We start from the raw sequence: 25,278 nt of genomic DNA on the forward strand, positions 1-25,278 counted from the left end.
GCGGTCGCTCTCGCTCGAGCGAGGTTAATCTGTGGATTAGTGACTGTCCGACTCGCCGGAGCGTCTCGCTCGACGATATCGGCGCCGCAGAGGGCGCTACTCGCTCGTCTCGAGCAGGCCGTCGACGGCGTCCCCAATGGACTCGCGGCCGTCATCGGGGACCTCGACCAGCGGCGGACGGACGGCGTCCGAGGGGATCACGCCGCGGTACTCGAGGGCGGTCTTCGCCGCCGGCGCGAACCCGTGAGCGGCGCAGGCGCCGAACAGTTCGCTGACGGCATCCTGCAGTCGGTCGCCGCGCTCGTCGCCGGACGCCTCGTACAGTTCGGAAAGCTGTGCGGGCACGGCGTTCGAGAGCGCGTTCACGCCGCCGTCGGCGCCCATGCGTAGCGCAGGGACGAGAAGCGCGTCGTACCCCTGCAGCATGAGAAACTCGTCGGGCGTTCGGCGCATGACCGACAGGAAGTACTCGAGGTCGCCGCTCGAGTCCTTCAGGCCGAGAATGTTGTCGTGGGCGGCGACGGCCTCGACGGTCTCCGGTTCCAGTCGCTGGCCGGTACAGACCGGGATGTTGTACAGCAGGAGCGGCAGCGGGGATCGATCGGCGACCTGCTCTATGAATCGCTGGTTGCCTTCGGGCGCGTTCGCCGTGTGGAAGTACGGCGGCGTGACGACCGCCGCGTCGGCGCCGATCGCGGCCGCGTCCTCGGCGTAGTCGACCGTCTCGGCGACGCTCGTGGCCGCAGCGCCCGCGAGGACGGGCACCTCGCCGTCGACCGCGTCGACCGTGATCTCGTGGACGCGGTTCCGTTCCTCGGGCGTGAGACTGGCGAACTCGCCCGTGGTGCCACAGGGAAAGACGGCGTCGATGTCGTTCTCGAGGAGGTGCTTGAGGAGGTCGCGGAGCGCGGGTTCGTCGATATCGCTCGAGTCGGGATCGAAGGGGGTGACGAGCGGAGTAGTGATTCCACGGAGTGCCTGCTGAAGTTCCATACGTGGATGTTTCCCGGGGGGTGCAAAAACATACTCGCTCTCTCGATTTCGATTAGGGAGCGCTCGAGTCGGCCGTGATCGCTCGCTCGAGTACAGTTTCGGCGGGTTTTCGATCGTCGCCGACCGGTACGCATTGTGCAGTTCCTGCTCGCGTGGCAACCGGAATTTCCTCCTCCTCCCCGACCGATTGCTGCTCACGGGCGCTGCGGGGCGGCTCTGCCGTCCCGACAACCGCGGCGCGTTGCGCCGCGCTCTGCCCGTTCGCACGGTCCGCGGAACCGTTGGTTCCGCGCTACGCTCGCGCGCTGTCATCGGTCGTCATCACTCTCGTTCGGACGCCCGACAGCACGCGCCACCGCAGGAGAAGCGGTGAAACCCGCGCTACTCGAGCCCCAGATCCTGCGACATCGAGTTCCCGGCCCGGGGAACGCCCTTCGCGGTCACAGTCTCGCCGTTCATGAACGAGGCGGCGGGACTGGCGAGGAACTGCACGACGTCGGCGATCTCCTCGGGGTGACCGATGCGGCGCTCGGCTTTCTCTCGAGGCGGCATGTCCTCGCTGTCGATGCCCAGCGTCTCGGCGACGCCCGGCGTTTGAACGAGCCCCGGCGCGACGCAGTTGACGCGGATGTCGTGTTCGGCCCACTCGACGGCCAGCGTCTCGGTCAGCCGGATGATCGCCGCCTTCGAGGCGCCGTAGTGGCTCTCGCCGGGCGCGGCGTGCTGGCCGTTGACCGACGAGAGGTTGATGATGGCGCCACCGTCGCCTTCGCGCATGACCTCGCCGGCCAGTTGCGTGCAGTGGACGGTACTATTGAGGTTGAGGTCGACGATCGTCTGCCAGCCGTTCTCGGAGATCTCCTCGAAGGGGGCGACGAACTCCCCGCCGGCGTTGTTCACGAGGATGTCGATATCGCCGAACTCGTCGACGGTTTCGTCGACCAGGTTTTGGACCTGTTCGCGCTCGCGGACGTTGCACTCGACGGCCAGCGCCTCGCCGTCAGCCTCGCTCTCGTTGATCTCCTCCGCGACCGGTCCCACGCGGTCCATCGAACGCGAACAGATCGCGACGTTCGCGCCGTCGGCCGCGAGCGTCTTCGCGATCGATTCCCCGATACCCTGACTCGCGCCGGTGACGATCGCGGTCTTCCCCGCGACGCCGAACTCCGGTTCGTGCATCGTGTCGACTCGCGTCGCCTCGAGCCATAGTCGTACCGATCCGACACTTCTCCGTCCCGACGGCCGGCCAACAGTCGCTCGATCCTGCCGGTTGGAAGTCGGCTCTCGAGGCTCGATCGACCCAGTTGTGAGACGGTGGCACGTGCCAGCGGCGGTCTTTTCGGCGCCGATGGCCTCGAGTCGGGTATGGACGCGCGACGGAGCTACGCCGTCGCCCGGGAGGTCGTCGCGGTCATCGACGAGCACAACGTGACGTTTATGGCGGGCAGCATCGCCCACGCCGCCTTTCTCTCCCTATTGCCCCTCCTACTCCTGCTATTTCTCGTCGCGGGCGCGGTCGGCAACGAGTACCTGACCGAACAGCTCGTCGCGATGGCTCGCGACCACCTGAGCCCCGCCGGCCAGGGGCTGGTCTACGAGGCGCTGACCCACGCCTCCGAGCGCGCCGGCGCGTCGCTGATCGGGCTCGTTTCCTTGCTGTGGGGGATGTTGCGGATCTTCCGCGGCGTCACGACCGCGTTCGACGAACTCTACGCAGACGGGGAGAACTCGTTCCCCGAGAAGGTCGTCAACGGCGCCGTCGTCTTCGCAGTCATCCTGATCGCCACCGTCGGCGCCGGCTTCGGGGCGACGACGCTGGCCGCGATCGGCCACCCCGCCGTTCAGGCGGCGACGCCGATTGCCCTGTTCGTCGCCCTGTCGGTCGCGTTCTTCCCGATGTACTACGTCTTCCCGGATCCGGACGTCTCGGTTCGAGACGCCCTGCCGGGAACGTTCATCGCCGCTGGGGGCTGGGTCGTCCTCGAGGCGGTCTTCGGGATCTACGTGGGGCTGGTGAACACCGTCGGGACGTTCGAGACGTTCGGCGCGGTCATCCTACTGTTGATCTGGCTCTATGGCAACGCGCTGATTCTGCTGGTCGGCGCGGCGGTCAACGTCGTGATCGGTGGCCACCACGCGACCGACCGTGAGGACGACCGCGATGTCGACGGCGAGAGCACGCAGGAAACAGTCGGGGCGTGACCCGCGGCGCCGATCGGTCGGCGTTCGAACTCGAGTTCAGTCGTCCAGAAACGACCGGAGGTCGTCTCGCGTGCCGGTTTCTCCCGTTGCGACGTAGTACGAGGCCGCGCAGTTCCCGAGCGCGAGCGCCGTCTCCCAGTCCCAGCAGCGTGCGCGGGCGACGGCGAGGCCAGCGCCGAACCGGTCGCCGGCGCCCGTCCGCCGTTCGGGGTCCTCGAGGGCGACGTTCTCGACGACCATCGTCTCCGTCCGCGTCGCGACCGCCGCGTGCTCGGTCTCGTGGAGAACGGCAGCCGTGATCCCCGCCATCTCCCGAACGCTCTCGAGGCGCTCGAGGTCGGCGCCGATTCCGGACGCATCCGAGTCGGCCCCGGTCGCGGCCGCCGTGCACTCGAGTTCGGCCCGATTCACGCTGTAGACGACGTCGGTCGTCTCCTTGAGTTCGCCGAGCGTCTCGAGGAGGTCGAGCAGAGCCCCATCGGACCGCGTATTCACGGGCCCGGGATCGAGAACGAACGTCGATGACTCGAGCGAGCCCTCGGCGAGCGTCTCGAGCGCGTCGGTCAGCCTCTCGATGGACGCCCAGTTGCCACAGCAGACGGCGTCGGCCGCCAGCGCCTCGCCGGCGTCGCCGCTCGGCACCGCGGCCTCGAGATCGGACAGCGACCAGTTCGCGACGGCCGAGGACCGCTCGGAGAGCAGGAGGTCGTCGTCATCGAAGGAGAAGACCGAGATCCGCGACGGCTTGCCTACCGACACCGTCTCGAACGGCAGGTCGTCGAAGATCGGATCCTCGAGGTGGCCGTAGAGCGTCGGTTCGTCGCCCAGTGCGTGGGCCTGTCGGGCCATGTTCACCGCCTGCCCGCCCGGCTCCCGGGCGTCGCGCTCGATCGGAACTGAGTCGCTGTCGCCGCGAGCGATCCGATCCCCGAACGTCTCGCGGTCCGCAATCCGATCGCCCGCCGCGTCGAACGGGGTGTAATAGGTATCGACGCTGCCGTCCGGAAACGCCGCGATCCGCCGCTCGCGATCGTCACTCGCGAGTCGATCGACGAGCGCGTCGTAGCTCATATCGGATCCGCAACGCCTGCCGGCAAAAATCACTGCGCTGCGCTACGGGCGCTGCCAGCGTCCGTTCCCGTCGTCACTCGTCCGCGCGCGGGAGTTCGATCCGAATCGTCGTTCCGTCCGGGCCCGTTTCCTCGATGTCGATCGTCCCGCGGGAGAGGGAGACGATCCAGTGAACAAGCCACAGCCCCATCCCGAGGCCGTGATAGAGGGGTTCGACCGTCCCGTCGCCGGTGATGATCCGCTGCTCCTCCTCGGGAAGGCCGGGACCGTCATCGACGATCCGAAGATGGACCGTTTCGGGTCGCCGCTCGACGCGGAGTTCGACGGACGGCGACGTCCGATCGCCGTGGACGACGCCGTTTACGAGGAGCTCGTGAACCGCCGTCTCGAGCGTTGGAATCCCGACGACGGTCGCGTTCGGATCGCCCGCGAGCGTAACGTCGGCGTGGGGGTAGTCCGTGCGGACGCTCCGACACGGTCGGCGACAGAGCGGCTCGAGTGCGATCGGCTCCGGCGTCGGTCGCTCGCTCAACAGGCGGACGATCGAGCGGTGTTTATCGGTCAAGCCGAGCAGTTGGTCGGCCTCCTCGACGATCGTCTCCGCGGCGGCTTCGGTGTCGCCGCCGGACCGCTCGGCGAGCTGTTCGGCGGTCCCCCGGATGATGCTCATCTGGTTGGCGAGGTTGTGCCGCAGGACGCGGTGGAGCACGCGGAGCTGTCGCGTCGCTTCCTTGCGCTCGGTGACGTCCTGCTGGAACCCGACGTAGTTCGTCACGTCCCCGTTCTCGTCCGCCACCGGTGCGACGGTGACTCGGTTCCAGAACTCACTCTCGTCCTTCCGGTAGTTGCGGAGCTCGACGGTGTTCGATCGTTCCGCGTCGATCGCCGCGCGCAAGTCGTCGACCGGCTCGGTCGCGGTTCGCTCGCCCTGGAGGAACCGACAGTTCCGACCGAGGATTTCCTCGCGGGGGTATCCGGTGAGCCGTTCGAACTGATCGTTGGCGTAGACGAGCGGATTGTCCGGCTGCGTGGCGTCGCTAAGCGTGATTCCGATCGGCGCTTCGTCTATCGTCCGGTTCTTCAACTCGAGTTCGTCCTGTCGCTCCCGTCGCTCCGTGATGTCGCGGACGAGCCAGAGGCGACCGTACTGCGTTCCAGCGTCGCTGCGAACCGGCGTCGAGTAGAGCTCGAACACCCGGCCGTCGTCGACCGCGAGCTCATCGTGGCTCGTTTCCGCGGGGTTCTCGGTGAGGTGTTCGATCCGGCGGACGAACGCCGCCGGGTCCGTGACCCGGTCGCGAATGCGGTCGAGGACGGCGTCGCCGCGGGGCGGCTCGAGCCCGTCAGCCGAGAGGTTCCACAGATCGCGAAACCGGGTGTTCCAGGTGTGGAGCTCGCCGCCGTCGCCGACGACGAGGACCCCGTCGGGCATCGCCTCCTGCTGGGCCTCGAGGAGCGATCGGCGGAACTCGAGCTCCCGTCGCTGCTCGGCGCTGCGGTGGTTGCGCAGGGCCCGATGGACGACGTCGGCGACGTCACCGGCGAACTGGATCTCGGTCTCGGTCCACTCGCGCGTCCGGCCGACCTGTTCGTGACAGACGACGCCGATCACGTCGCCTTCCGACCGGAGCGTCGCGTCGAGCAGCGATTCGACCCCCGTCGGCTCGAGATAGTCGGCCGTCAGTTCCCGCGTTCGCGGATCCGTACGGGCGTCGCCGGCGCTGATCGATCGGTGCGTCCGTAACGCCTCGAAGTACGCGGGATAGTCGGCCGAGACCAGTTCCGTGCCGCCGGTGTGGTCGTCCGTGCGGTCGTCGTAGCGGTCGACACAGCGGAGGCGGTCGCCGCCGTCGTCGAACAGCCAGACGCTGACGCGAGTCGCACCGACGATTTCGGCGGCAGTCTCCGTGATCGAACGGAGGGCCGCGTCGAAGGCGCCCTCGACGACGTCCTCGTCGGTCATGAGATCGAGGACCGCCTCGTGATAGCGTTGGCAGTGCCGCCGTCGCCGCTCGTCGGACTCGTCCTCGGCGGTCATCGGAATACGTCCCGTTTCGTGACGGGTCGAATGACGTTTTGGGCCCGTCCGATTCGATCCCGGATCACGAGGGGATCAGCGGTCCGTCTCCTCGAGGCGCTCCTGGAGCTTCTGGACCTCCGTGACCAGTTCGATCGGCGGCGTCGTGTTCACGTCGATCTCCGCGAACTTCTCGAGGACGGCCTTCGCCTCGGGGTCGACCGTCTCGCCCTGTTCGTGTTCGTCCGTCCCGTCCCTGTCGGCCGATTGGCCACCGTCGGAGGGTGCCTCCGACGAGGATCGCGAACCGTCGGTTCGCTCACTTCCAGAAGACCGGCGGCCTTCTGACGTTCGCCTCGTTTCACTCGGCTCACCCCCGTCCGCGTTCGCCGGCCCGCGGAACTCGCCGTCGCCGAGGTCGAAGACGGTCTGGACAGGCTCGCTCGAGGAGCCCCCCTTCGCTTCGATCGCCTTCTCCTCGCGCAGGCGCTCGAGAACGTCTCTCGAGCGCTCGACGACTGGGCCAGGAACACCGGCGAGGTCGGCGACGTGGATCCCGTAGGAGCGATCCGTCGGACCGTCACGAACCGTCCGGAGGAAGGTGACGTCGCCGTCGCGTTCGTCGGCTGCGACGTGGACGTTGGCGACGCGGGGCAGCTTCTCGGCGAGGCCGGTCAACTCGTGGTAGTGAGTGGCAAAGAGCGTCTTCGCCTGCACCTCGTTGTGCAGATACTCCGTCGCGGCCCACGCGATGGAGATGCCGTCGTAGGTCGCCGTGCCGCGGCCCACCTCGTCTAAGATCACCAGCGAGTCCTCGGTCGCGGTGTGGAGGATGTTCGAGAGTTCGCTCATCTCGACCATGAACGTCGAGCGGCCCTGGGCGAGTTCGTCCAGCGCGCCGACGCGGGTGAAGATACCGTCGACCAGCCCGATCTCGGCCGATTCGGCGGGGACGAAGCTTCCGATCTGGGCCAGCAGGACGATTCCGGCAACCTGTCGCATGTAGGTCGACTTACCGGACATGTTAGGGCCAGTGACGACGAGAAAGCCCCGCTCTTCGTCCAGTCGCACGTCGTTCGGGACGAACTCCGTCGTCTGCTCGACGACCGGGTGGCGGCCCTGCTCGATGTCGAGGCGGTCGTCACGGTGCAACTCGGGCTGAACCCACCGATTCTCGGCCGCGTGGGTCGCCAGACTCGCCAGCGCGTCGACGGTCGCCAGCGCCCGCCCGACATCCTGGAGCAGTTCCGCCCGCGCGGCGACCTCCTCGCGCAGTTCCTCGAACAGTTCGTACTCGAGGTTACCCCGTTGCTCCTCGAGTCGCAGGATCTCGCGTTCCTTCTCCTCTAATTCGTCGGTCGTAAAGCGCTTGGAGTTCTTGAGCGTCTTGATCTCCTCGTAGTGATCGGGGACGCCGTCGGCGGCCGACTTGCCGACCTGAATGTAGTAGCCGTCGGTCTTGTTTCGGTCGACGGTCACGTGGCTCAGACCGTACTGCCCTTTCTCCCGGTCGGCGAGCGTATCGAGCCACCGCTTGACCTCCTCGTGGCGGTCGATCACCTCGTCCAACTCGTCGTCGTAGCCCTTCCGGAAGAGTCCCCCCTGCGTCACCGTCGACGGCGGATCGTCCGCGATGGCCTCCTCGAGGGCCTCCCGCAGTTCGCTCGCGGCGTCCCGGTCGGGCCGGTCGACGATGTCCGACAGCGGCGACGCCGAGAGGTCGGGGTTCGACTCGATGGCCTCCGCGAGCGCGGGCAGCACCGCGAGCGTCTGCCGTACCGAGAGCAAATCACGCGCGTCGGCGCTTCCGTGGCTCGCCTTCGAGGCTAGCCGCGCCAGGTCGTAGGCCTCGTCCAGCCGGTCCTGTAACTCGTCGCGGGCCAGCGCCGCCGAGGACAGCGCGGCGACGCTCTCTTGGCGGCGCTCGAGCGTCTCGAGCGATCGTCGGGGCCGCTGGAGCCACTCCTTTAACAGACGGCCACCGGCGCTGGTCTCGGTGTGGTCGATCGTCGCGAACAGAGATCCCTCGCGGTCGCCTTGCATCGTTTCGGTCAGTTCGAGATTGCGCTGGGTGGTCGCGTCCAGCGTGACGTGGTCGTCGCCGTGGTGGGCCTGAATGCGGGTCATCGAGGCGAGCACGCCGGTGCCGGTCTCCGCGACGTAATCGAGCACCGCGCCGGCGGCCGCGAGGGTCGGCTCGCCGACGTCGAGGCGGTCGACCGTCTCCTCGCCGAACTGCTCCCGGACGGTGTGAGCGGCTCGCTTGGGCGCGAAGGCCTCCGTCTCGTGGAGCGTCAGCGCGGCGTCGATCCGCTCTCGCACGAGGCCCAGCAGGTCGTCGTCGGTGCGCACGCCGGGACCCGGCAACACCTCGACAGGATCGAACCGGTACAGTTCGGTCAGCGCGTCGTCGGCGTCCTCGGCGTCGGCCACGAGGAACCGTCCCGTCGTCACGTCGGCGAAGGCGAGGCCGTAGCCGCCGTTGCCTGGGGACTCGGTGCCGTCGACCACCGCCGCCAGGTACTGCGCGTCGGCGTCGGTTGTCTCGAGCAGCGTCCCCGGGGTGACGACGCGGACGACCTCGCGGGCGTGGCCGGAGTCGGTCTCGTACTGGTCGGCGACGGCGACCCGGTAGCCGCGCTCGACCAGTGCTTTCAGATAGGGCGTCAGATCGTCGATCGGCACGCCGGCCATCGGATACGACGAGCCGTGCGAGGACTTCTGGGAGACTTTGAGATCGAGTTCCTCGCTGACGGTCTCGGCGTCCTCGCCGAAGAACTCGTAGAAATCGCCACACTGCATCGTCAGCAGATCGGCGTCGGTGTCCTCCTTGAGCGAGAAGAACTCTCCGACGATACCCGTCGCCTCGGTCATACGCGGTGACTGTTCCGCCACCGCTAAAACCATGCGGGTTCCGCCGCGGGCGTCGACTCGAGTGCCCGACGGAGACGGGACCGCTCGTCTGACCGCCTAGACCTCGTGCTCTTCTTCGACCTCGGTCAACTGTTCGACCAGGTCGACGATCTCCTTGACCAGCGGGTTGGCCTCCGCGTTCGCCTGCGCGAGGTCGTCGGTCTCGGAGGCGACCTTGGTCGCCGTCTCCATGACGGTGTCGGTCATCCCCGCGACTTCCTCGGTGCTGGCGGCCTGATCGTCGGTCGCGGTCGCGACCTCCCTGATACCTGAGGAGGACTCCTTGACCGCGTTCTCGATCTCTTCGAGGTTGTCGACCGTCTCCTCGACGAGTTCGACGCCGTCCTCGATCTCGTTGTTGGCCGTCTCGAGGCTCTCGACCGTGTCGTGAGTGTCCTCCTGGATCTCGGCGATCATCCGCTCGATGTTGGTCGCCTCCTCCTGGGACTCCTCGGCAAGGGACTTGACCTCGTTGGCGACGACGGCGAAGCCGTCGCCGGCCTCGCCGGCCGTCGCCGCCTCGATGGAGGCGTTCAGCGCGAGCAGGTTGGTCTGGTCGGCGATATCGTTGATCACTTCGACGATCTCGTCGATTCGCTGGACACCCTCGCGGAGGTTCTCGACGTCGTCGGTGACCTCGTCGGAGGCGTTTTTCACCCGCTCCATCTTGGTGATCGCGTCTTCGGCGGTCTCGGCGGTGTCGACGGCGATCTCCTCGGCGTGTTCGGTGGTCGCGCTGACCTCCTCCGTGTTCGAGGCGATCTCCTCGACGGTCGCGCTGAGCGTCGACATCTCGCTGGCGATCTCCGAGATCGACTCCGACTGCTCCTCGGTGTAGCCGTCGATGTTGTTGATGCCGTCGTTGATCTCGTCGGCCAACTCCTCGAAGTCGCCGAGGATCCCCTGGAGTTCCTCGTGGACCTGCTCCCGGCGGTGTTCCTGTTCCTCGAGTTCGGCCAGGTAAACGTCGACGCGTGACTCGATCGCGAGCTGCTGGTCGATAACCGCCGTCCGGAGGAACGCGAGCGATCGTTCGACGGTGGCGTCGACCGCGTCTTCAACAGCGGGCTCAGCGTCCGACTCGTCGTCGGCCGTCTCGAACTCGGCTTTGACGTCGGCGGCGATCTCGTTGAGCATCCGCTCGTAGACGAGCCCGAACGAGCCGACGTACTTGTCGAGTCCCGCCTCGAGGAACGGGTCGATATAGCCGGTCTGCATGCGCCGCTCGAAGAAGGAGTGGTCGTACTCGCCCTGACCGAACTCACGGAGATACGTTCGCTGTTCGCGTTCGACCTGATCCGCTGTCACGCCCTCGTTTCCAAACGCCTCGAGGACCTCCGGCTGGGCCTGGACGTTATTGTAGTACTCCTGGGGGAGGTCGTCGCTGATCCGCTCGAAGATATCGGACATCGACTCGAGAAGCTCCTCGTCCCGGGGGCCCATCCCGACGAACGATTTCACCTGCTCGACGGTCGCTCGGTCGACGGTGAACGACGCCGCTTCGCCTGCGTTCCGGTCGGGCAGCTGTGAGTTCGAGGGCCCACTGTGTTGTGACATGGATACATCAGGGCCCCTGACCGCCATAAGTGTTCTTGCCGGACAATTACCGTTGCCTCGAACAATCTCCGTGGATGACTTGGTATATCCTGTCTACCGGCCAAAAATCAACGTAGATGTGAGAGGAGTTCGATATATTATCAGCCATCAAGTATTTATTCGAGATCCGTAATCGCGTCGATCGGTCGGGTGAGAGCGCGCTTTTGGCCGCCGACCGATGACCGCGATCGGACGGTCGGACCGACCGATCAGTACAGTTGCCCGCCCGTCGGGACTCCCTCGTCCGGCGACACCAGGATCGGATACTCTTCGTCGCTGGGGACGCCGACGGTCAGCGCCTCGGATTTGAAGCCCGCGATCCGGACCGTGACGAGGTTCGTCGCGCACAGCACCTGCCGGCCCTCGAGTTCGTCGGAATCGTAGTGGTGATCCAACTGCGCGGCCGACTGGACCTCGCCGTGTTCCCCGCCGAGGTCGATCCACAGCTTGGTCATCTCCGGCTTGTTCGCCTCGGGAAACGGTTCCGCCGCGAGTACCTCGCCGACGCGAATGTCGACGTCGAACGGACTCTCGACCATGCGGCGCGATACTCGATCCTCGAGAATGAGCGTTCGGTTCCCGGAACCGGCGTGTGCTCGTCGTGACAGCCGGCTCCGGGTTCGGGGTCGACTGCGCTCAGCTATCGCTGCCGGGAGCTTCGACTCGCGTTTCGACCGTTCCGGCACCGTCCCCGGCGAGCGAGAGCGCGAGGCCGATACCGACGTTCGCCATCGTTATCGCGACCCCGATGACGAGCAGCCCCAGCGCGAACCTCGTTTCCGAGGACACCGGCAGTTGCGGGCCCATCACGGCGGTCGCCGCGAGCGCCATCAGTCCGCCGAACGCGCCGGACCAGAGGCGGGCCGTCGTCCCCCACTCCGAGTTGCCCCGCAACAGTCCCGGGATCGCGTCCGCGTGATAGGCCGTCAGCCCGACCCCGATCGTCCAGAACGCGCCGACGTACGTGGCGAGCAACGGCACATCGGCGAGCCAGTAGACGCCGCCCGAGGTCGCCAGCCCGAGCGCTATCGCTGGCATCCACGTTCTCGAGTCAATCATACGTGTCCGTACTACGGAATCCATCATAACGCTGCTGTTTGGATAAAAACACGAACCCGTCGGGCCGAGAACGGACGGCTCGAGGCATCGGTCTCCCTAGTCGAGCAGTTCTCCGGCCAGCAGATCGAGGCTCTCGTCCCCGTCGTCGGCCGCGTCGGGAACCACGAGCATGACCTCCTCGATGCCGGCGTCCGCGTACTCCGCGAGGCGGTCCCGAACCTCCTCGGGCGTCCCCGTCGGCGCCGTCTCGACGTACCCCGAGAGGAAGAACTCGCGGGGCTCGGACGGCTCGTCGGGGAGGAAGTCGTCGGCGAATCGCTCGCGTTTCGCCTCGGCGTCGTCGGTCGTCTCGCCGACGAAGACGAACAGTTCCGCGGACTTGCGGATCGCGTCGTAGCGTTCCTCGCTCTCGCAGTGCTCGCGCAGCACGGCGAGTTTGTCGGCGAAGCCCTCGGGCTCGAGCGTGCCGAAGTTCCAGCCGTCGGCCAGTTCGGCGGCGTACCGCAGCGTGAACTCCTCGCCCCCGCCGCCGATCCAGACCGGCGGATGTGGGTCCTGTACCGGCCGGGGTTCGCAGAAGGCGTCCTCGAGGTCGACCTCAAGGTGCTCGCCCTCGTGGCTGTACGTTTCGTTGGTCCACAGCCCCTGCAGGATCTCGACCGTCTCGGCGAGCCGTCGGAGACGCTTTGCCGGGGGATCTCGGAACTCGTAGCCGAAGCGGTCGTACTCGGCTTCGTACCAGCCCCCGCCGAGGCCCAGTTCGAGGCGGCCGTCGCTGATCCGGTCGACCTGTGCGGCCATCTTCGCCAGCAAGGCGGGATGACGGTAGTCCTGACTCGTCACGAGCGTGCCGAGCCGGATCTCGTCGGTGGCCTCCGCGAGGGCGCTGAGGGTCGTCCAGCACTCGTGGACTCCCCGCCGCGGGTCGCCGATCCACGACTGGAAGTGGTCCTCGAGCCAGACCGCGTCGTAGCCCAGCGATTCGGCCTCGATCGCGACGTTCCGGACCGTTTCCGTCTCGGTGCCGTACTGCGGGAGGACGAGTCCGACGTCGAGGTCGGTCGCGGCGCCGGCGCCGTCGGCGCTCATCGGTCCACCTCGCTCTCGAGCGCCAGCGCTCGCTCGGCCAGCGTCTCCGGATCGCTCGCGACGAGCTTCACGAGCGGCTCCTTCCCGATCTCGCCGCGGTCGACGACCGCGACCGGAGCGTCGTCGCGATCCGTGAAGGCCTGTCGAGCCCCCCAGCCCATCGTGCTCCCCTCGGTCGCCGCGACCTCGTCGGGCTGTTCGTCGCGGTCGTACTCGGCGACCGGCCACTCGAGGGCCTCGAGCGCGTCCTCGACGTCGTCGTCGAACCGGCAGTTAACCGCGAACCGAAGCTCCGGGAAGAACTCCCGGGCCGCGAGCAGGAATCGGGCGACGTGGCTCGAGGCGCCGAACCGAACCCCGCGGTTGGGCTGGACGCCCGAGAGCGTGCGCGTGATTCGCCCCTCGACGGCTGCGGTCTCCGCGACCGATTCGGCGTAGGGGGTCGCGCCGGCGACGTTCATCCCGACCTCGGGGACCAGCGCCGACACGTCGGCGTCGACGAAGCGGTCGACGACGGCCTGGACCTCCTCGGCCGTCAGTTCGCGGCTGGCCTCGTTTCGCAGCGGGACCATGTGGTTGACCGCGCCGTGACCCTCGCCGACGTCGTAGTAGTACCGCACCGCGCGGGCGAGAAACTGCGTGGCGCCCTCGACGGCCGTCTCGAGGGGTTCGCCCGTCGCGAGTCGGGCCGCGATCGCCGACCCCAGCGTACAGCCCGAGCCGTGGGTCGCCTCGGTGCCGACCCGCGGGTGCTCGAACGTCCGGACGCCATCCGCGGTGACGAGCGTGTCCCGGACCGTCTCGCCGGGGACGTGACCGCCCTTGACGAGGGCGGCGTCGACGCCCGTCTCGAGGATCGCCTTGCCGGCCGCAATCGCGCTCTCGTCGTCGGTCACCTCGATACCCGTCAGCACCTCGGCCTCGTCGGCGTTGGGCGTCGCCAGCCGTGCCTCGCCGAGCAGGTCCTCGTAGGCGCGCTCGGCCTCAGGCTCGAGCAGCCGATCGCCCGAGGTCGCGACCATCACGGGATCGACGAGCAGCGGGAACTCGAACTCGCGGGCGTAGTCGGCGACGGTCTCGATGACCGGTGTCGTCGCGAGCATCCCCGTCTTTGCCGCGCCGATCGCGAAGTCGCCGGTGACGGCCTCGATCTGGGCGTCGATCTCTTCCGTCGGCAGGACGTGCGAGGACTCGACGCCCCGGGTGTTTTGAGCCGTGACGGCCGTGATCGCGGACGTGCCGAAGACGCCGTGGGCGGCCATCGTCGCGAGGTCGGCCTGGATGCCGGCGCCGCCGCCGGAGTCGCTGCCGGCGATCGTCAGGGCTACCGGGCGCGAATCGGGTGCTGGCGTTCTCATACGTGGATCGTATTTTCCGGTTATACAAAGCGGTCATGGTCGACGATCGTGAGAGTCGGCTCAATCGCCGTCGTCGCACCTCCCGTCGGACGAACGCAACTTCTACCGACGAACTGCGGTGGCGCGTGCGGCCTCGCGGTGAGCGGGTGCGAGGCGCGAACCCCGTGAGCGCCTCGGGAGGCGAGCGATGTGTGCCGTGAGCCCAGCGAACCGCGAGGCGATCCCACGCGAGGGATGAGCGAGTGAAACGAGCGAATCGGCTGGGGAGGCCGAGGCGATTCCCCCGTTGCCAGCATGAGCAGAACGCTCGTTTGCGCTATGATCGAGTCGTGTCGGCTCCGACGACAGTGCCTCTGCTATCGTGGCAACGGGGATTTCCACACTCTCTCCAGCCGATTCGTTCACTCTCTGCGGTCGTTCACTCATCCCTCGCGCAGCGTTGCGTCTCGGTTCGTCATCGACTCACCGCGACGCTGCACGCGCCACCGCAGAAAGAGAGGTCCGCTACGGAGACTCGAGCGGTCCGAGAGACCACGTCGAGACAAGAACGCTGTTCGTCCTATTCGTCCGCCGAAGCGGCCAGTTCGGCGTACGCTCGCCACGAGGGATCGACGCTCGGGTGCGGGAGGCGGTCGCCATCGACGACGACCTCGCCGTCGCTGTCCGTACCGCTCGGTTCCTCCACCCGGCCGATTTCGGCGACGACGGTGTCCCGGTCCTCGAGGGCCGCCACCACGTCGTCGACGCCCTCGGGAGCGACCGCCAGCAGCAACGAGCCGCTGCTGGTCGCAGCCCAGGGATCGATCTCGAGGTGCTCGCATACCTCCCGGACGCCGGGACGCATCGGAACGGCGTCTCGATCGACCGAAAACCGAGCGCCGGCGCCGTCGGCCATCTCATTCAACGCGCCTGCGAGGCCGCCCTCGGTCACATCGTGCATCGCCGTCACCGGCCCCGCGGCAGCCGCTGCGAGGGCGCCACGGACGCAGTAGACCTCCTCGAGTCGGGCTTGCGCGTCATCGATCACGTCGGCGGACAACCCATCCTCGAGTTGGTCGGCGAACAACGTGCTCAAGAGCCCGACAGACTCTACGGCGGGGCCGGTCGTCAGGAGCAGCCGATCGCCCGGGCGGGCGCCGTCGGGCCGGACGAGAGCGTCGGGGTTGCCGACGGCCATCGCGGTCGCGGCGCCGACCCACGGATGCGAGGGGCCGGTGTAACGGGCGGTGTGGCCCGTCACGACGGCCACGCCGAGATCGGCACATTCCTCGTGGATCGTCTCCCAGACGGTCGCGAACTCGTCGTCAGTCATCGTCTCGGGGAGGGTGAAACAGATCGAGAGGTGCGACGGGGGGATTCCGCTGACGGCGACATCCGCGAGCACGAGGTCGAGTGCGAATCGGGCCGCGCGCTCGAGTCCTAACTGAGGCATGATCGAGATCGGGTCGGTGGCGGTCACCAGCGCCTGTCCGCCGATCTCGAGGACGCCGAAGTCGACGCCGTGTTGGGGACCGACGGCGACGTCGTCGCGGTCCGCGCCGAGGTTTGGCGCGACGTGGCGGTCGAAGAACTGCCGATCGATCTTGCCGAGGTCGCTCACGCTCGAGCGGTCCCACGGAGTGGCCTTAGCGATAGTGGTTTCGGGGCGGTGCGACCGCTCCAAAAGAATTCGACGCGCGCGGACAGAACGCCGGTCGCGAAGCGGCTACCGCTCGCGAAGACCTTCGGCGAATAGCGTGCGAGCCAGACGATTGCGAACGCCGTAACCGCTAGTCCGCTGAGGCCGAGCAGGATGTGCTCGCCGGTGGCGGCCGCACGGCGAAACCAGCCGAACCCGATCAGCGCGACGACCGCGAGCAAAACGCCGAGCAGCGAACGGTGGAGCGAGACGACAAAGCGCTTGGTCTCGGTCGTGGCGTCTGCCATACGCGCCCGTTCGGTTGAAAATATAACAACTGTTTCGCTATTCGAGGCGATCCCAGCGGGGCGCCGACTTCAGTTTCGGCAGCGCCGACTCGAGGTCCTGTTCGGCGGCGCCGTAGAACCGTTCCCGGCCGACGGGCGTCTCGACTCGCATGACGACAGTGTTCGTCGTCACCCGAAAGATCGTCAGGAGCCACGAGCGGCCCGCCCGGGCCCACTCGCTGTGTCGAACGACGTCCTCGCCGTCGACCACGCGCGATCCGAGTTCCCAGCTCAGTCGCGATAAGTGCGGCAGATCGAACGGCACCGCGTCGGGCAGGGAGACGCCCGTGCCGGAGCCGTCCTGAAAGCCATGGGTAGCCATACCACAGGATTTGGCGCTCGAGGGGAAAAAGCCATTCATCCGACTGTGCTTATAAGCAACTGGTTGGTATGCACACATCTTCCGCTAGACGGCGATGACTTGGAATCGCGATTCGACTGATGGCGGTTTTGCATGGCTGAAATAGTGCAAGAGTGATCGATTCAGCGGGCTCTATTAGCGGATATCTGTTCGACGCTGGTCCGATACCGACGGGAAAGGCTCGAGCGGTGATCACCCCGCAGACGCTGGCAGCCGTCGACTCCGTGTGAATACGGACGTCGTCCAGCGAGGAAGAGATTTCCGCTCGAATACAGGCTACTGGCAATTCCGCAAGATGGTCAATCCGTGTTGTGCCGACCTGCGTCAGTAACATTCGATTTCCGATTCTTCCATGGTTGAATCACCGCTGACAGTCTGCTCGAGCGAGGAGAGACGGTCTTTGGGTAGAAGTGCTCCTCGGCGAGAGTGAGTGTGATCTCTCTGCAGCCGCCTGCTCGCGTGCCCATTCCGGCCGCTCAGCCTCGGCCAACCGCTGGACGCGACACTCGGTCTAACTGAACCGCTGTACGCCCAGCTTGCCCCCGCGCAGTACGCGCTCGGCCGTCTCTTCGGCCTCGCGCTCGAGGTGTTCGTCAGGATCGATGCGGAGTTCGCCCGGTTGGGGGAGCATCGAGACGGCACCGCCAGTCTGTTGGCGGACGTGAGCCAACTCGTGGACGAGGACGTGCTGGCTTTCCGGGGAGGATGGATCGTACTCGACGGCCCGTTGAATCGAGTCGGCTAGTCGATCTCCCGGTACTTGCTGTGGGGAACGAACGAGCATCGGGTTAGCGGCTGAACAGTGTGTTCTTGATTTGATCGTACAGCGACTGATCGCCGTCTGAATCGACCAGTCCGCTGAGTTCACCCCAAGTGATCGGGAGATCTGGACGGAACTCGAGAGTATAGCCAGGAATATCAGCGTTGAAGTCGTGATACGGCGGATAGATGTCGAAGCTATCGTATTTGCCGGTGAAGCGATACTGGCCGTGACCGAGTACCCGGTACTCCTCAGGTGGTTCCAGCCCCATCATGAGATAGCAGTCTCGGATCTGACACCGCAGATTATACACGAGGTAGTCCCGAAACGGCGCCGGATCAACCAGCGGAGCTGGGAACAGTTCGACTCGGGCATCCGGTTTTCGGTCCGGCGTATCACCGCGCCAGACCGTTTTGCGCTCGCCCCTGGCAACGTAGTAGGTCATCCCGATGTCCGACACAGCCTCGATCGCGCCGCTATCATCGAGATAAATCTCCTGTTTGTAGATAACCGCGTCCTCACCGCCGATCTGCTCCGCGGGAAGTACTTCCGGGCGCGAGGTATCCCCGATGTCGACATCTGGGTCGTCCGCGTAGTGGCTCAAACTCTGGGCAAGGAGGTCGCCGAAGTACTTCTCTATTTCCTCACTTGAGAGAGCCCGCAACGCCTGTCGGACTGCCTCGAACTGATCCGCGTCCAGATCCCATGGCAATGTGTCGTGCTCCGTCTCCTGATCGACGTAATACTTCGCGTACCGACGGGCCTGACTGACGTGTTCGCCCTCGCTATATGTTCGCTCACTCGGATCGTCCGGGTAGCCGTCCTGCTCGTGGCCTGTTATTTCACCATCCTTTTTACGAATATCAAGGACATGCTCAATGTCGTTACTATCGATAACACTTAGACCAACTAACTCATCTGATTCTCCTGTGATTTGTGCGTTCATGGTTTATGTTCTCCTGCTTTGACCAACCATGGCATCCGATCCAGACCTGTCCTCGGAATCGAACTCCTGGTCGGTTTTCAGATCGAGGACTTCACGTACGATTTTCTGTATTTTACCGGCAGTCTGTTCACCGAACTTGGTGGTGAGGAACGCTCCGAGTGGCACACCAGAGAGTCCGCCGGCAACAGCCCCGACTGGGCCAGCGACGGATCCGAGCATCGAGCCTACCGTCCAGCCTTTTGTCGCGCCTTTGACTGTGCTGCTGGCCGCGTCCTGGACACGACTGGCCACGTCGATATCGTGGTGCTCGATGTACTCGGTGAGTCCCGTCGGTGTCTCGACCGACTGTACCATGTCCACCAATTGGTCTTTCGTCAGTCGGTACCGCTTGGTCGTCGATTCGTCGATTTTCTCCGTCCCAGTCTCAAGGAGACCCTTGGCCTTGTTCACCAATTCTCCTCCTGGCAACCGCTGGACGTGAAACTCCGTTTTACGCATCCGAAAGAGGCCGAGTTCGCCCCCACGCATGACGCGGTCGGCCGTCTCCTCGGCCTCACGTTCTAGGCGAGGATCGGGGTCGATCTCGAGGTCCCCATCTTGAGGAAGCATCGAGACGGCACTGCCGGTCTGTTGGCGAACGTGTGCTAACTCGTGGACCAGCACGTGCTGGCCTTCCGGCGAACTTGGATCGTACTCGCCGTGGTTGAACGCGATGTGGTTCCCGACGGTAAAGGCGCGAGCGTTGATGTCCTCGCAGGCGGTGGCGGCCTTCGGGCCGGTGTGGATGCGGACGTCACCGAGGTTGTCGCCCATGCGCTCCTCGACCGCGCGCTGGATCGACGTATCCAACTGCTGGCCGGGCGAGGAGATGACGTCCCGAACGCTGTCAGGCACCTGCGTGTCGCCGGCTGTTGCGGGTTCGTTGTGCGCGCCCCGCGAGCGCTGGACGGACTTGTTGTTCCGGCGCTCGATATCAGTGGGGACCGCAGCGGGCCGGTCTTGTTGGCGTTCGCGGAAGTCTTCCATGTCCCAGGGTTTGCCCATAATATCGACGGGCATCCCCTCGTCGGCCCACTCGCGGACCTGCTGTGGCCCGTGGTCGTAGGCAAGACGCTGGAGGTTCGTCTCTAATCCATCTTTGTAGAAGTCGATCCCGAATCGTTTCCCGGCAGACCGGGCGCGTGACGGAGTAGCGGACCGAGATGAACTCGATAATCGTCTGCGGTCCCGGGCCCCGCCGGACGACCGAGCGGTGTCGTCGGTCACCTCGCTCATGGAGCGGAATTCCATCGATGTATTGAATTTTCAATTCTAAATATATATTTCTTTGTGATAGTGTCTCTGGGGAAAGGGCAGGGCGAACTCGCCGGCCGTTTTCGGAGCGAACTGTGGACGAAGCGTACCAGCAGACTGCTCTCGTAATTCATACCACGATTTACCCGGTGTTCCGGTATCGCTCAGCGTCGGCTCTCGAGGGTCGTGGTCGGTCGTCACAGTCGGCCGGACAGCGAACGAACGGACATCGATTCAGTCGCCGCGACCGCTGAGGCGGTCGAGTTTTGGCGTAGACCAGCGCGGTGTCGTGCCACCCCACGTTCATGCGTACTGAACCAGCACCGTTGCCCCGGACCTCAGTCGCCGGGTGAAGAGCCCGACTCGGGACGGAAGCTCCGGCTGATGACCTTCCAGGAGCCGGTCTCGAACCGGTAGTAGGTGACGACGGCCGGAACGAGCGTCTCGAGGACCAGGGCGGCGTAGAGCGCGCCGATACCCAGCGGCGTCGCGGCCTCGAGACCCGGTATCGGAACGGCAGCGGCGCCGAGGTAGGCGACGGGGATCGCGAAGACGTACAGCCCCAGCGCCTGCCCGTAGAACGGCCAGTTGGTGTCGCCGCTGGCTCGCAGCGGCCCGGTCGCGCCGCCACTGACTCCCCGGAAGATAACGCTGACGCAGGCGACGGCGATGAACGTCGTCACCAGCGGAAGGATCGACGGATCGTCCACGAAGACGCGGCCGACCTGCTCGGCGAAGACGAAGACGATCGTCGCGCTGATCAGGTAGACCCCGACGCCGAACCAGAGCACCTCGCGGCCGTAGGTGTCAGCGGAGCGCTCGTCGCCGGTGCCCAGTTCCTGTCCGACGAGGCTGCTCGAGGCCAGCGAGAAGCCCCAGCCGGGAGTGTCCATCAGGTCGCGGACGCGGCGGGCGACGACGTAGGCCGCGAGGACGTTCGGGCCGAACAGCGCGACGATGGCGAGCATCGGGAACTGGGCGGCCCGGCGGGCGCCGTTCGTAAAGACCAGCGGCGTCCCGATCGAGAGCACGTCGCGGAGGTCGGCGACCGTCACCGGCGGCCAGCCGAGGTCGAGGGTGACGGGGAACGCGCCGATAACCGGGAGACGACCGGTCGTGAAGCCGACGACGAAGGCGGTCAATACGAGGACGTTCGCGACGACCGTCCCGATCGCCGCGCCGACGACGCCCATCTCCAGGACGAAGATCAACACGACGTTGATCGCGACGTTGACGACGGCGCCGCCGGCCCGGAGCATCATCGGCGTCCATGCGTCGTCGGCGCCGACGAGGGTCCGGCTCCCGATGAGGTTCAGCCCGGCGAACGGGACGCCGAGAGCGAGAACGCGGAGGTAGTCCGAACCGTACGCGATCGAGGCCGCGTCGTCGCCGACGAGGCCGACCAGCCATTCGGGGACCGCCCCGTACAGCGCGGCCAGCGGCAGCATGATCGCGGCGGTGACGAGCGCGCAGGTCGTCACCGCGAGCGAGAGTTCGCGGACGCTCCCACCGGTGTAACGCTGGGAGACCAAACTGATCGTGGCGCCGGCGATCCCGCCGCTGATCCCGAAGGCCAGCCCCCAGTAGGGGGTCGCGAGGCCGACGCCCGCGATCGCCGCCGGCCCGAGGGCGATCCCGACCATCGCGACGTCCGCCGCGGACTTCGACATCCGGGCGAGCCCCGTGACGATCCGCGGCCACGCGAGGTCGGTCGTCCGCTCGACGCGCTGGGGAGCGATCACGCCCAGCCGCGCGAGCAGATACCCGACGGAGAGCAGCAGCCAGCGGAGGGGATTCGGCACGGTACGCAAGCGAGAACTCACAACGATTCGTTCGTGACCGAGCACTAAATGACTTCATATGTTGAGATATCTAGGGAGAATATCTCACATTCAGCAAGTAGTACACCATCATTGTTCATTATCCATACCCCCTCGGTTTTGACATTCAAAGCCGAAAACGGTGCGACGGGGCGGCGGTTCCCGATCGCTCCGGCGCGGACCGCTCGAGTCGACCGGCGCGTTCGACCGACGTTTTTACCTCCGGGTCGCCAACTGCGGGTATGGAACGCAAGGAGTTTCGCGATCTCGCGACCCCCGAGGAGGCGCGGGCGGCAATCGACTCGCTGTCGCTCGAGGGCGGACTCGAGCGCGTCTCGCTCGAGGACGCTCGCGGCCGGGTGCTGGCGGCGCGACTCGACGCCGAACTCGACGTACCGGGGTTCGACCGGGCGAGTCTGGACGGCTACGCGCTCCGGGCCCGGGACACGTTCGGCGCCGACGAGGCCGACCCGGCGCGACTCGAGGTGGTCGGCGAGGTCCACGCCGGCGAGGAACCGGATGTCGCGCTCGAGGAGGGCCAGGTGGTCGAGATCTCGACGGGCGCGGTGATGCCCGACGGCACGGACGCGATGGTCCCCGTCGAGCGGACCGATATCGACGGGGAAGGCGACGACGTACTGGTCCGAACGTCGGTCGCGCCCGGCGACAACGTGATGTTCGCCGGCGTCGACGTCGCGGCGGGCGAACGGGCGCTCGGCCCGGGGACGCAGGTCACTCCTCGCGACATCGGCCTGCTTTCGGCGCTCGGGATCGACGAGATTCCCGTCCGCGCACCCCCGACGGTCGGCATCGTCTCGACGGGCGACGAGCTCGTCCGGCCCGGCGAGGACGTAGAGAGTTCGCGCGGCGAGATCTACGACGTCAACAGCTACACGATCGCGGCGGGCGTCGAGGACGCCGGCGGCGAGGCCGTGCTCTACCCTCACGCGGGCGACGAACAGGACGAGATGGAACGCATTCTGCGGGAGGCCGCCGAGGAGTGCGACCTCGTGCTCTCCTCAGGGTCGACCAGCGCGAGCGCGGTCGACGTCATCTACCGGGTGATCGAGGAGCAGGGCGAACTGCTCCTCCACGGCGTCAGCGTCAAACCCGGGAAGCCGATGCTCGTCGGCCGCCTCCAGAGCTCCGCGTACGTCGGCCTCCCCGGCTACCCCGTCTCCGCGATGATGGTCTTTCGCACCTTCGTCGCACCGGCGATTCGCGAGGCGGCGGGCCTGCCGGAGCCGCGGGCCGCGACCGTCGCCGGGACGATGGCCCGAGAGGAGCGCTACGAGGAGGGCCGGATGCGGCTGATGCCGGTCGGTCTGATCGAGGATTCGAACGGCGAGACACTCGTCTACCCCGTCGACAAGGGCAGTGGCGCGACGACCAGCCTCGCCGAGGCCGACGGCGTCGTCGAGGTCGGTCCCGAGACCGACTACCTCGAAGCGGGTGAGTCCGTCACCGTCCGCCTCTTCTCGCCGGACGTCCGGCCGCCCACGCTGCTGGGCGTCGGCGAGGACGATCCAACGCTGAATCGGTTGCTCGACGGCCTCGAGAACCCCCGCTACCTCTCGGTCGGCACCCGTCCCGGGCTGCGACGGCTCCGCGAGGGCGTGCCGGACGTCGCGGTCGCGGCGGGGCCGCTCGATCAGGACCTCGACGCCGAGGAAATCGGTCGCTGGAACCGCGAGTGGGGACTGATAACCCGGGCCGGCAACCCCCGCGAGGTGGAGGGACTGGCCGATCTGATCGAGCGCGACCTGCGATTCGTCAACCGGACGAGCGACTCCGGACTGCGCTCGAGCCTCGAGGCGGCCCTATCGGACCTCGCGGCCGACCGCGACGCGAGCGCCCGCGACCTCCGCGAGTCGATCGACGGCTTCGATCTGGGTTTGCGGGCCCACGAGAGCCCCGCTCGCAAGGTTATCGCGGGCGAGGCCGACGTCGCCCTCGGACTGCACGAGACCGCCGACCGACTCGACCTCGGCTTCGTCCCCATCGACGAGCAGCCGGTCCGCGCCCTCGCGAACCCCGATCGGACGAGCAAGGAGAGCGTGCGGGAACTCGCCGCCGCCCTCGAGGCCGAGTTCGGGACCGAAGCCGACGACTAACGGAGTCCCGGATTCGCTGACCGAAGACGAGCCGTGACCGTGATTATCCCCCGGCGATATCAACGAGAACAACAGTCATCTCCGTCTGAACAGCGCTTTTTGTTCCAGTAGCGTGTACGGGTGGTAATGTCCACGATCGCCGAGTTCCGCCTTCCGGCTGCGGAGACGACACTGGGGGTCGCCCTCGAGCACGTTCCCGACGCCACGTTCGAACTCGAGTCCTCGGTGTCGAAGACGCGACCGTCCCTCTGGCTCTCCGACGTCGACCGCGAGCGGGCCGAGGCCGCCTTCGAGGCGGACCCGTCGGTCGCGGGCCACGAACTCCTCGTCGAGACCGAGTCACAGCTGCTGTACGACGTGACCTTCGTGGACGAGACGGTGCGGCTCAGCGACGAACTGCTCGCCGAGGGCGGCTCCCTGCTGGAGATGTGGGGGACCGACGGCTGGTGGCAGGTACGGGTCCGGTTTCGCGACCGCGACGCCCTCGTCGACGCCTACGACCGCCTCGAGGAAGCCGGCATCTCCGCCGACCTGCGCCGGGTCAGCGATGTCACCGGCGTCACGGACGACGAGACGCAGCTCACCCCCCAACAGCAGGAGGCCCTCGAGGCCGCCCTCGAGCACGGCTACTTCGAGATCCCCCGCGGCATCTCGATGGAGGAACTGGCCGACGAACTGGGAATTTCCCACCAGGCGCTGTCCGAACGGTTCCGGCGGGCCTACGAGACGCTGGTCGACGACGAACTCCAGCCGGCGAGTAATCGATCGGACCTCGAGTGACGTGAGCGGTCGTCGATCGCCCCGCTCGCCGCTCGCGGTCGCGCCCGGCGACGAATGCGTGGCCAAGGGTTACGCCCTCGAACGACGACGATACCGTACATGCTCGAACTCTACCAGGCGGAGGGCTGTCCGCACAGCGCCGAGGTTCGGGAGACGCTCACCGATCTCGGCGTCTCGTACGTGATACACAACCCGCGTCGACCCGGCAACGAGGGCGGCGACGTCCTCAACGAACTGACCCAGCAGGCGATGGTCGACATCGGCGGCGAGGACGCGATCCCGTTCCTCGTCGACACCGACCGCGGCGAGACGCTTTCCGAAAGCGAGGAGATCATCGACTACCTCGAGACACACTACGAATGACGGTCGAGTGCGTCGCTGTCGATTCCTCGAGCACACTGGCGGCGAACTACGACGTACGCGTAGCTGACGGTCGGTAGTCGACAGGTTTCAGAAACTGCGATAGCAGCCGCTCTCGAGTGTTGAAGTGACGGGGTAGGTCAAGGCAGGTGAACCCGCGTGGAAACCACACGGGCTGAAAGGTGACTGCTGACCGTGCCGTCTACCCACCCTTTCTCCTATCGTCATAAAACACCTCCGGTACGCGACGCCGAGGTGGCTGAACTGACAACCACCGAATCGGAACGGTCGCTCCAACGTGGTCCGTGCTCGGGTTCGAGTCGGAAATCAGTCGCTCGAGGGAACCAGATCGTCGACGAAGATTTCGGTGGGGACGTCAGGCAGCCGCGGGGGGACGACGCCGTCGCTCGAGTCGATGGTGTGGCCGGTCTCGACATGGTGATCGATCGCCGCACGTGATCGAGTTCGGGCGGACGGTTCGTCGGTCGCGCTCGTGTGCCAGTCGCAGTGCAGACAGTACTTCATCCGTTGCTATCGCTAGCTGCGACCACGGTCCTGAAGCCTTTTCGGTGTCCGATCCC

Annotated in this window: 21 protein-coding genes and 1 pseudogene; 4 read left to right on the forward strand and 18 right to left on the reverse strand. The window is 66.4% G+C overall.

What is annotated here, in order from left to right; translation table 11 throughout:
* Positions 1–96 precede the first annotated feature (96 nt).
* A complete protein-coding gene (locus EH209_RS06825; protein ID WP_126662137.1) occupies positions 97–993 on the reverse strand; it encodes a dihydrodipicolinate synthase family protein in 897 nt (298 codons plus the stop codon).
* 381 nt (positions 994–1,374) lie between these two features.
* Positions 1,375–2,172 carry an SDR family NAD(P)-dependent oxidoreductase gene (locus tag EH209_RS06830; RefSeq protein ID WP_126662138.1) on the reverse strand — a complete coding sequence of 266 codons (798 nt, stop codon included), beginning with the start codon at positions 2,170–2,172 and terminating at the stop codon, positions 1,375–1,377.
* Positions 2,173–2,358: 186 nt separating this feature from the next.
* Here EH209_RS06830 and EH209_RS06835 point away from each other — a divergent pair, with 186 nt between their 5' ends.
* On the forward strand, positions 2,359–3,195 hold the full coding sequence (locus EH209_RS06835; RefSeq protein ID WP_126662139.1) for a YihY/virulence factor BrkB family protein: 837 nt from the start codon (positions 2,359–2,361) through the stop codon (positions 3,193–3,195).
* A gap of 36 nt (positions 3,196–3,231) precedes the next feature.
* On the opposite strand, the gene EH209_RS06840 is transcribed toward EH209_RS06835, so the two are convergent.
* The 15 genes and pseudogenes from EH209_RS06840 to EH209_RS06910 all read right to left on the reverse strand — a co-directional run bounded on the left by EH209_RS06840 (position 3,232) and on the right by EH209_RS06910 (position 21,425).
* Positions 3,232–4,266, reverse strand: a complete 1,035-nt coding sequence (locus tag EH209_RS06840; RefSeq protein ID WP_126662140.1) for a hypothetical protein — start codon at positions 4,264–4,266, stop codon at positions 3,232–3,234.
* A 73-nt stretch (positions 4,267–4,339) separates the two neighbouring features.
* Entirely contained in the window at positions 4,340–6,304 is a 1,965-nt protein-coding gene (locus tag EH209_RS06845) for a PAS domain-containing protein (protein ID WP_126662141.1), read from the reverse strand.
* Between the two features lie 75 nt (positions 6,305–6,379).
* Entirely contained in the window at positions 6,380–9,157 is a 2,778-nt protein-coding gene (mutS, locus tag EH209_RS06850) for a DNA mismatch repair protein MutS (protein WP_126662142.1), read from the reverse strand.
* Positions 9,158–9,253: 96 nt separating this feature from the next.
* Complete coding sequence (locus tag EH209_RS06855; RefSeq protein WP_126662143.1) at positions 9,254–10,753, reverse strand: globin-coupled sensor protein; 1,500 nt, start codon at positions 10,751–10,753, stop codon at positions 9,254–9,256.
* A 248-nt stretch (positions 10,754–11,001) separates the two neighbouring features.
* Positions 11,002–11,331, reverse strand: coding sequence for a tRNA-binding protein (locus EH209_RS06860; protein WP_126662144.1), 330 nt, complete (start codon positions 11,329–11,331; stop codon positions 11,002–11,004).
* Positions 11,332–11,428: 97 nt separating this feature from the next.
* The gene (locus EH209_RS06865; protein ID WP_126662145.1) at positions 11,429–11,851 is read right to left on the reverse strand and encodes a hypothetical protein; all 423 of its coding nucleotides are present in this window, start codon (positions 11,849–11,851) and stop codon (positions 11,429–11,431) included.
* 96 nt (positions 11,852–11,947) lie between these two features.
* Complete coding sequence (locus EH209_RS06870) at positions 11,948–12,940, reverse strand: TIGR03560 family F420-dependent LLM class oxidoreductase (RefSeq protein WP_126662146.1); 993 nt, start codon at positions 12,938–12,940, stop codon at positions 11,948–11,950.
* Positions 12,937–14,298: a bifunctional hydroxymethylpyrimidine kinase/phosphomethylpyrimidine kinase gene (gene thiD / locus EH209_RS06875; RefSeq protein ID WP_126662147.1), complete on the reverse strand. Its 1,362-nt coding sequence runs from the start codon at positions 14,296–14,298 to the stop codon at positions 12,937–12,939. Before thiD ends, EH209_RS06870 begins: the two co-directional genes overlap by 4 nt.
* 559 nt (positions 14,299–14,857) lie before the next feature.
* Positions 14,858–15,898, reverse strand: a complete 1,041-nt coding sequence (locus EH209_RS06880; protein ID WP_126662148.1) for an AIR synthase family protein — start codon at positions 15,896–15,898, stop codon at positions 14,858–14,860.
* Positions 15,895–16,224: a hypothetical protein gene (locus EH209_RS06885; protein WP_126662149.1), complete on the reverse strand. Its 330-nt coding sequence runs from the start codon at positions 16,222–16,224 to the stop codon at positions 15,895–15,897. Before EH209_RS06885 ends, EH209_RS06880 begins: the two co-directional genes overlap by 4 nt.
* A gap of 37 nt (positions 16,225–16,261) precedes the next feature.
* Entirely contained in the window at positions 16,262–16,585 is a 324-nt protein-coding gene (locus tag EH209_RS06890; RefSeq protein WP_126662150.1) for a hypothetical protein, read from the reverse strand.
* A gap of 559 nt (positions 16,586–17,144) precedes the next feature.
* Positions 17,145–17,342, reverse strand: a pseudogene (locus tag EH209_RS06895) (eCIS core domain-containing protein); the annotation flags it as partial.
* 70 nt (positions 17,343–17,412) lie between these two features.
* Complete coding sequence (locus EH209_RS06900; RefSeq protein ID WP_126662151.1) at positions 17,413–18,330, reverse strand: hypothetical protein; 918 nt, start codon at positions 18,328–18,330, stop codon at positions 17,413–17,415.
* 3 nt (positions 18,331–18,333) lie between these two features.
* Complete coding sequence (locus EH209_RS06905; protein WP_126662539.1) at positions 18,334–19,356, reverse strand: eCIS core domain-containing protein; 1,023 nt, start codon at positions 19,354–19,356, stop codon at positions 18,334–18,336.
* A 605-nt stretch (positions 19,357–19,961) separates the two neighbouring features.
* Entirely contained in the window at positions 19,962–21,425 is a 1,464-nt protein-coding gene (locus EH209_RS06910) for an MATE family efflux transporter (RefSeq protein WP_126662540.1), read from the reverse strand.
* 260 nt (positions 21,426–21,685) lie between these two features.
* Between EH209_RS06910 and EH209_RS06915 the strand changes: the two genes are divergently transcribed.
* The 3 genes from EH209_RS06915 to EH209_RS06925 all read left to right on the forward strand — a co-directional run bounded on the left by EH209_RS06915 (position 21,686) and on the right by EH209_RS06925 (position 24,700).
* The gene (locus EH209_RS06915; RefSeq protein ID WP_126662152.1) at positions 21,686–23,557 is read left to right on the forward strand and encodes a molybdopterin biosynthesis protein; all 1,872 of its coding nucleotides are present in this window, start codon (positions 21,686–21,688) and stop codon (positions 23,555–23,557) included.
* A gap of 126 nt (positions 23,558–23,683) precedes the next feature.
* Positions 23,684–24,337 carry a helix-turn-helix domain-containing protein gene (locus tag EH209_RS06920; RefSeq protein ID WP_126662153.1) on the forward strand — a complete coding sequence of 218 codons (654 nt, stop codon included), beginning with the start codon at positions 23,684–23,686 and terminating at the stop codon, positions 24,335–24,337.
* Positions 24,338–24,436: 99 nt separating this feature from the next.
* On the forward strand, positions 24,437–24,700 hold the full coding sequence (locus tag EH209_RS06925) for a glutathione S-transferase N-terminal domain-containing protein (RefSeq protein ID WP_126662154.1): 264 nt from the start codon (positions 24,437–24,439) through the stop codon (positions 24,698–24,700).
* Positions 24,701–25,024: 324 nt separating this feature from the next.
* Here the strand turns inward: EH209_RS06925 and EH209_RS06930 are convergent, their stop codons facing one another.
* Positions 25,025–25,222: a hypothetical protein gene (locus tag EH209_RS06930; protein ID WP_126662155.1), complete on the reverse strand. Its 198-nt coding sequence runs from the start codon at positions 25,220–25,222 to the stop codon at positions 25,025–25,027.
* Positions 25,223–25,278 lie beyond the last annotated feature (56 nt).

It is taken from the genome of Haloterrigena salifodinae (genome assembly GCF_003977755.1).
Classification (GTDB): Archaea; Halobacteriota; Halobacteria; order Halobacteriales; family Natrialbaceae; genus Haloterrigena; species Haloterrigena salifodinae.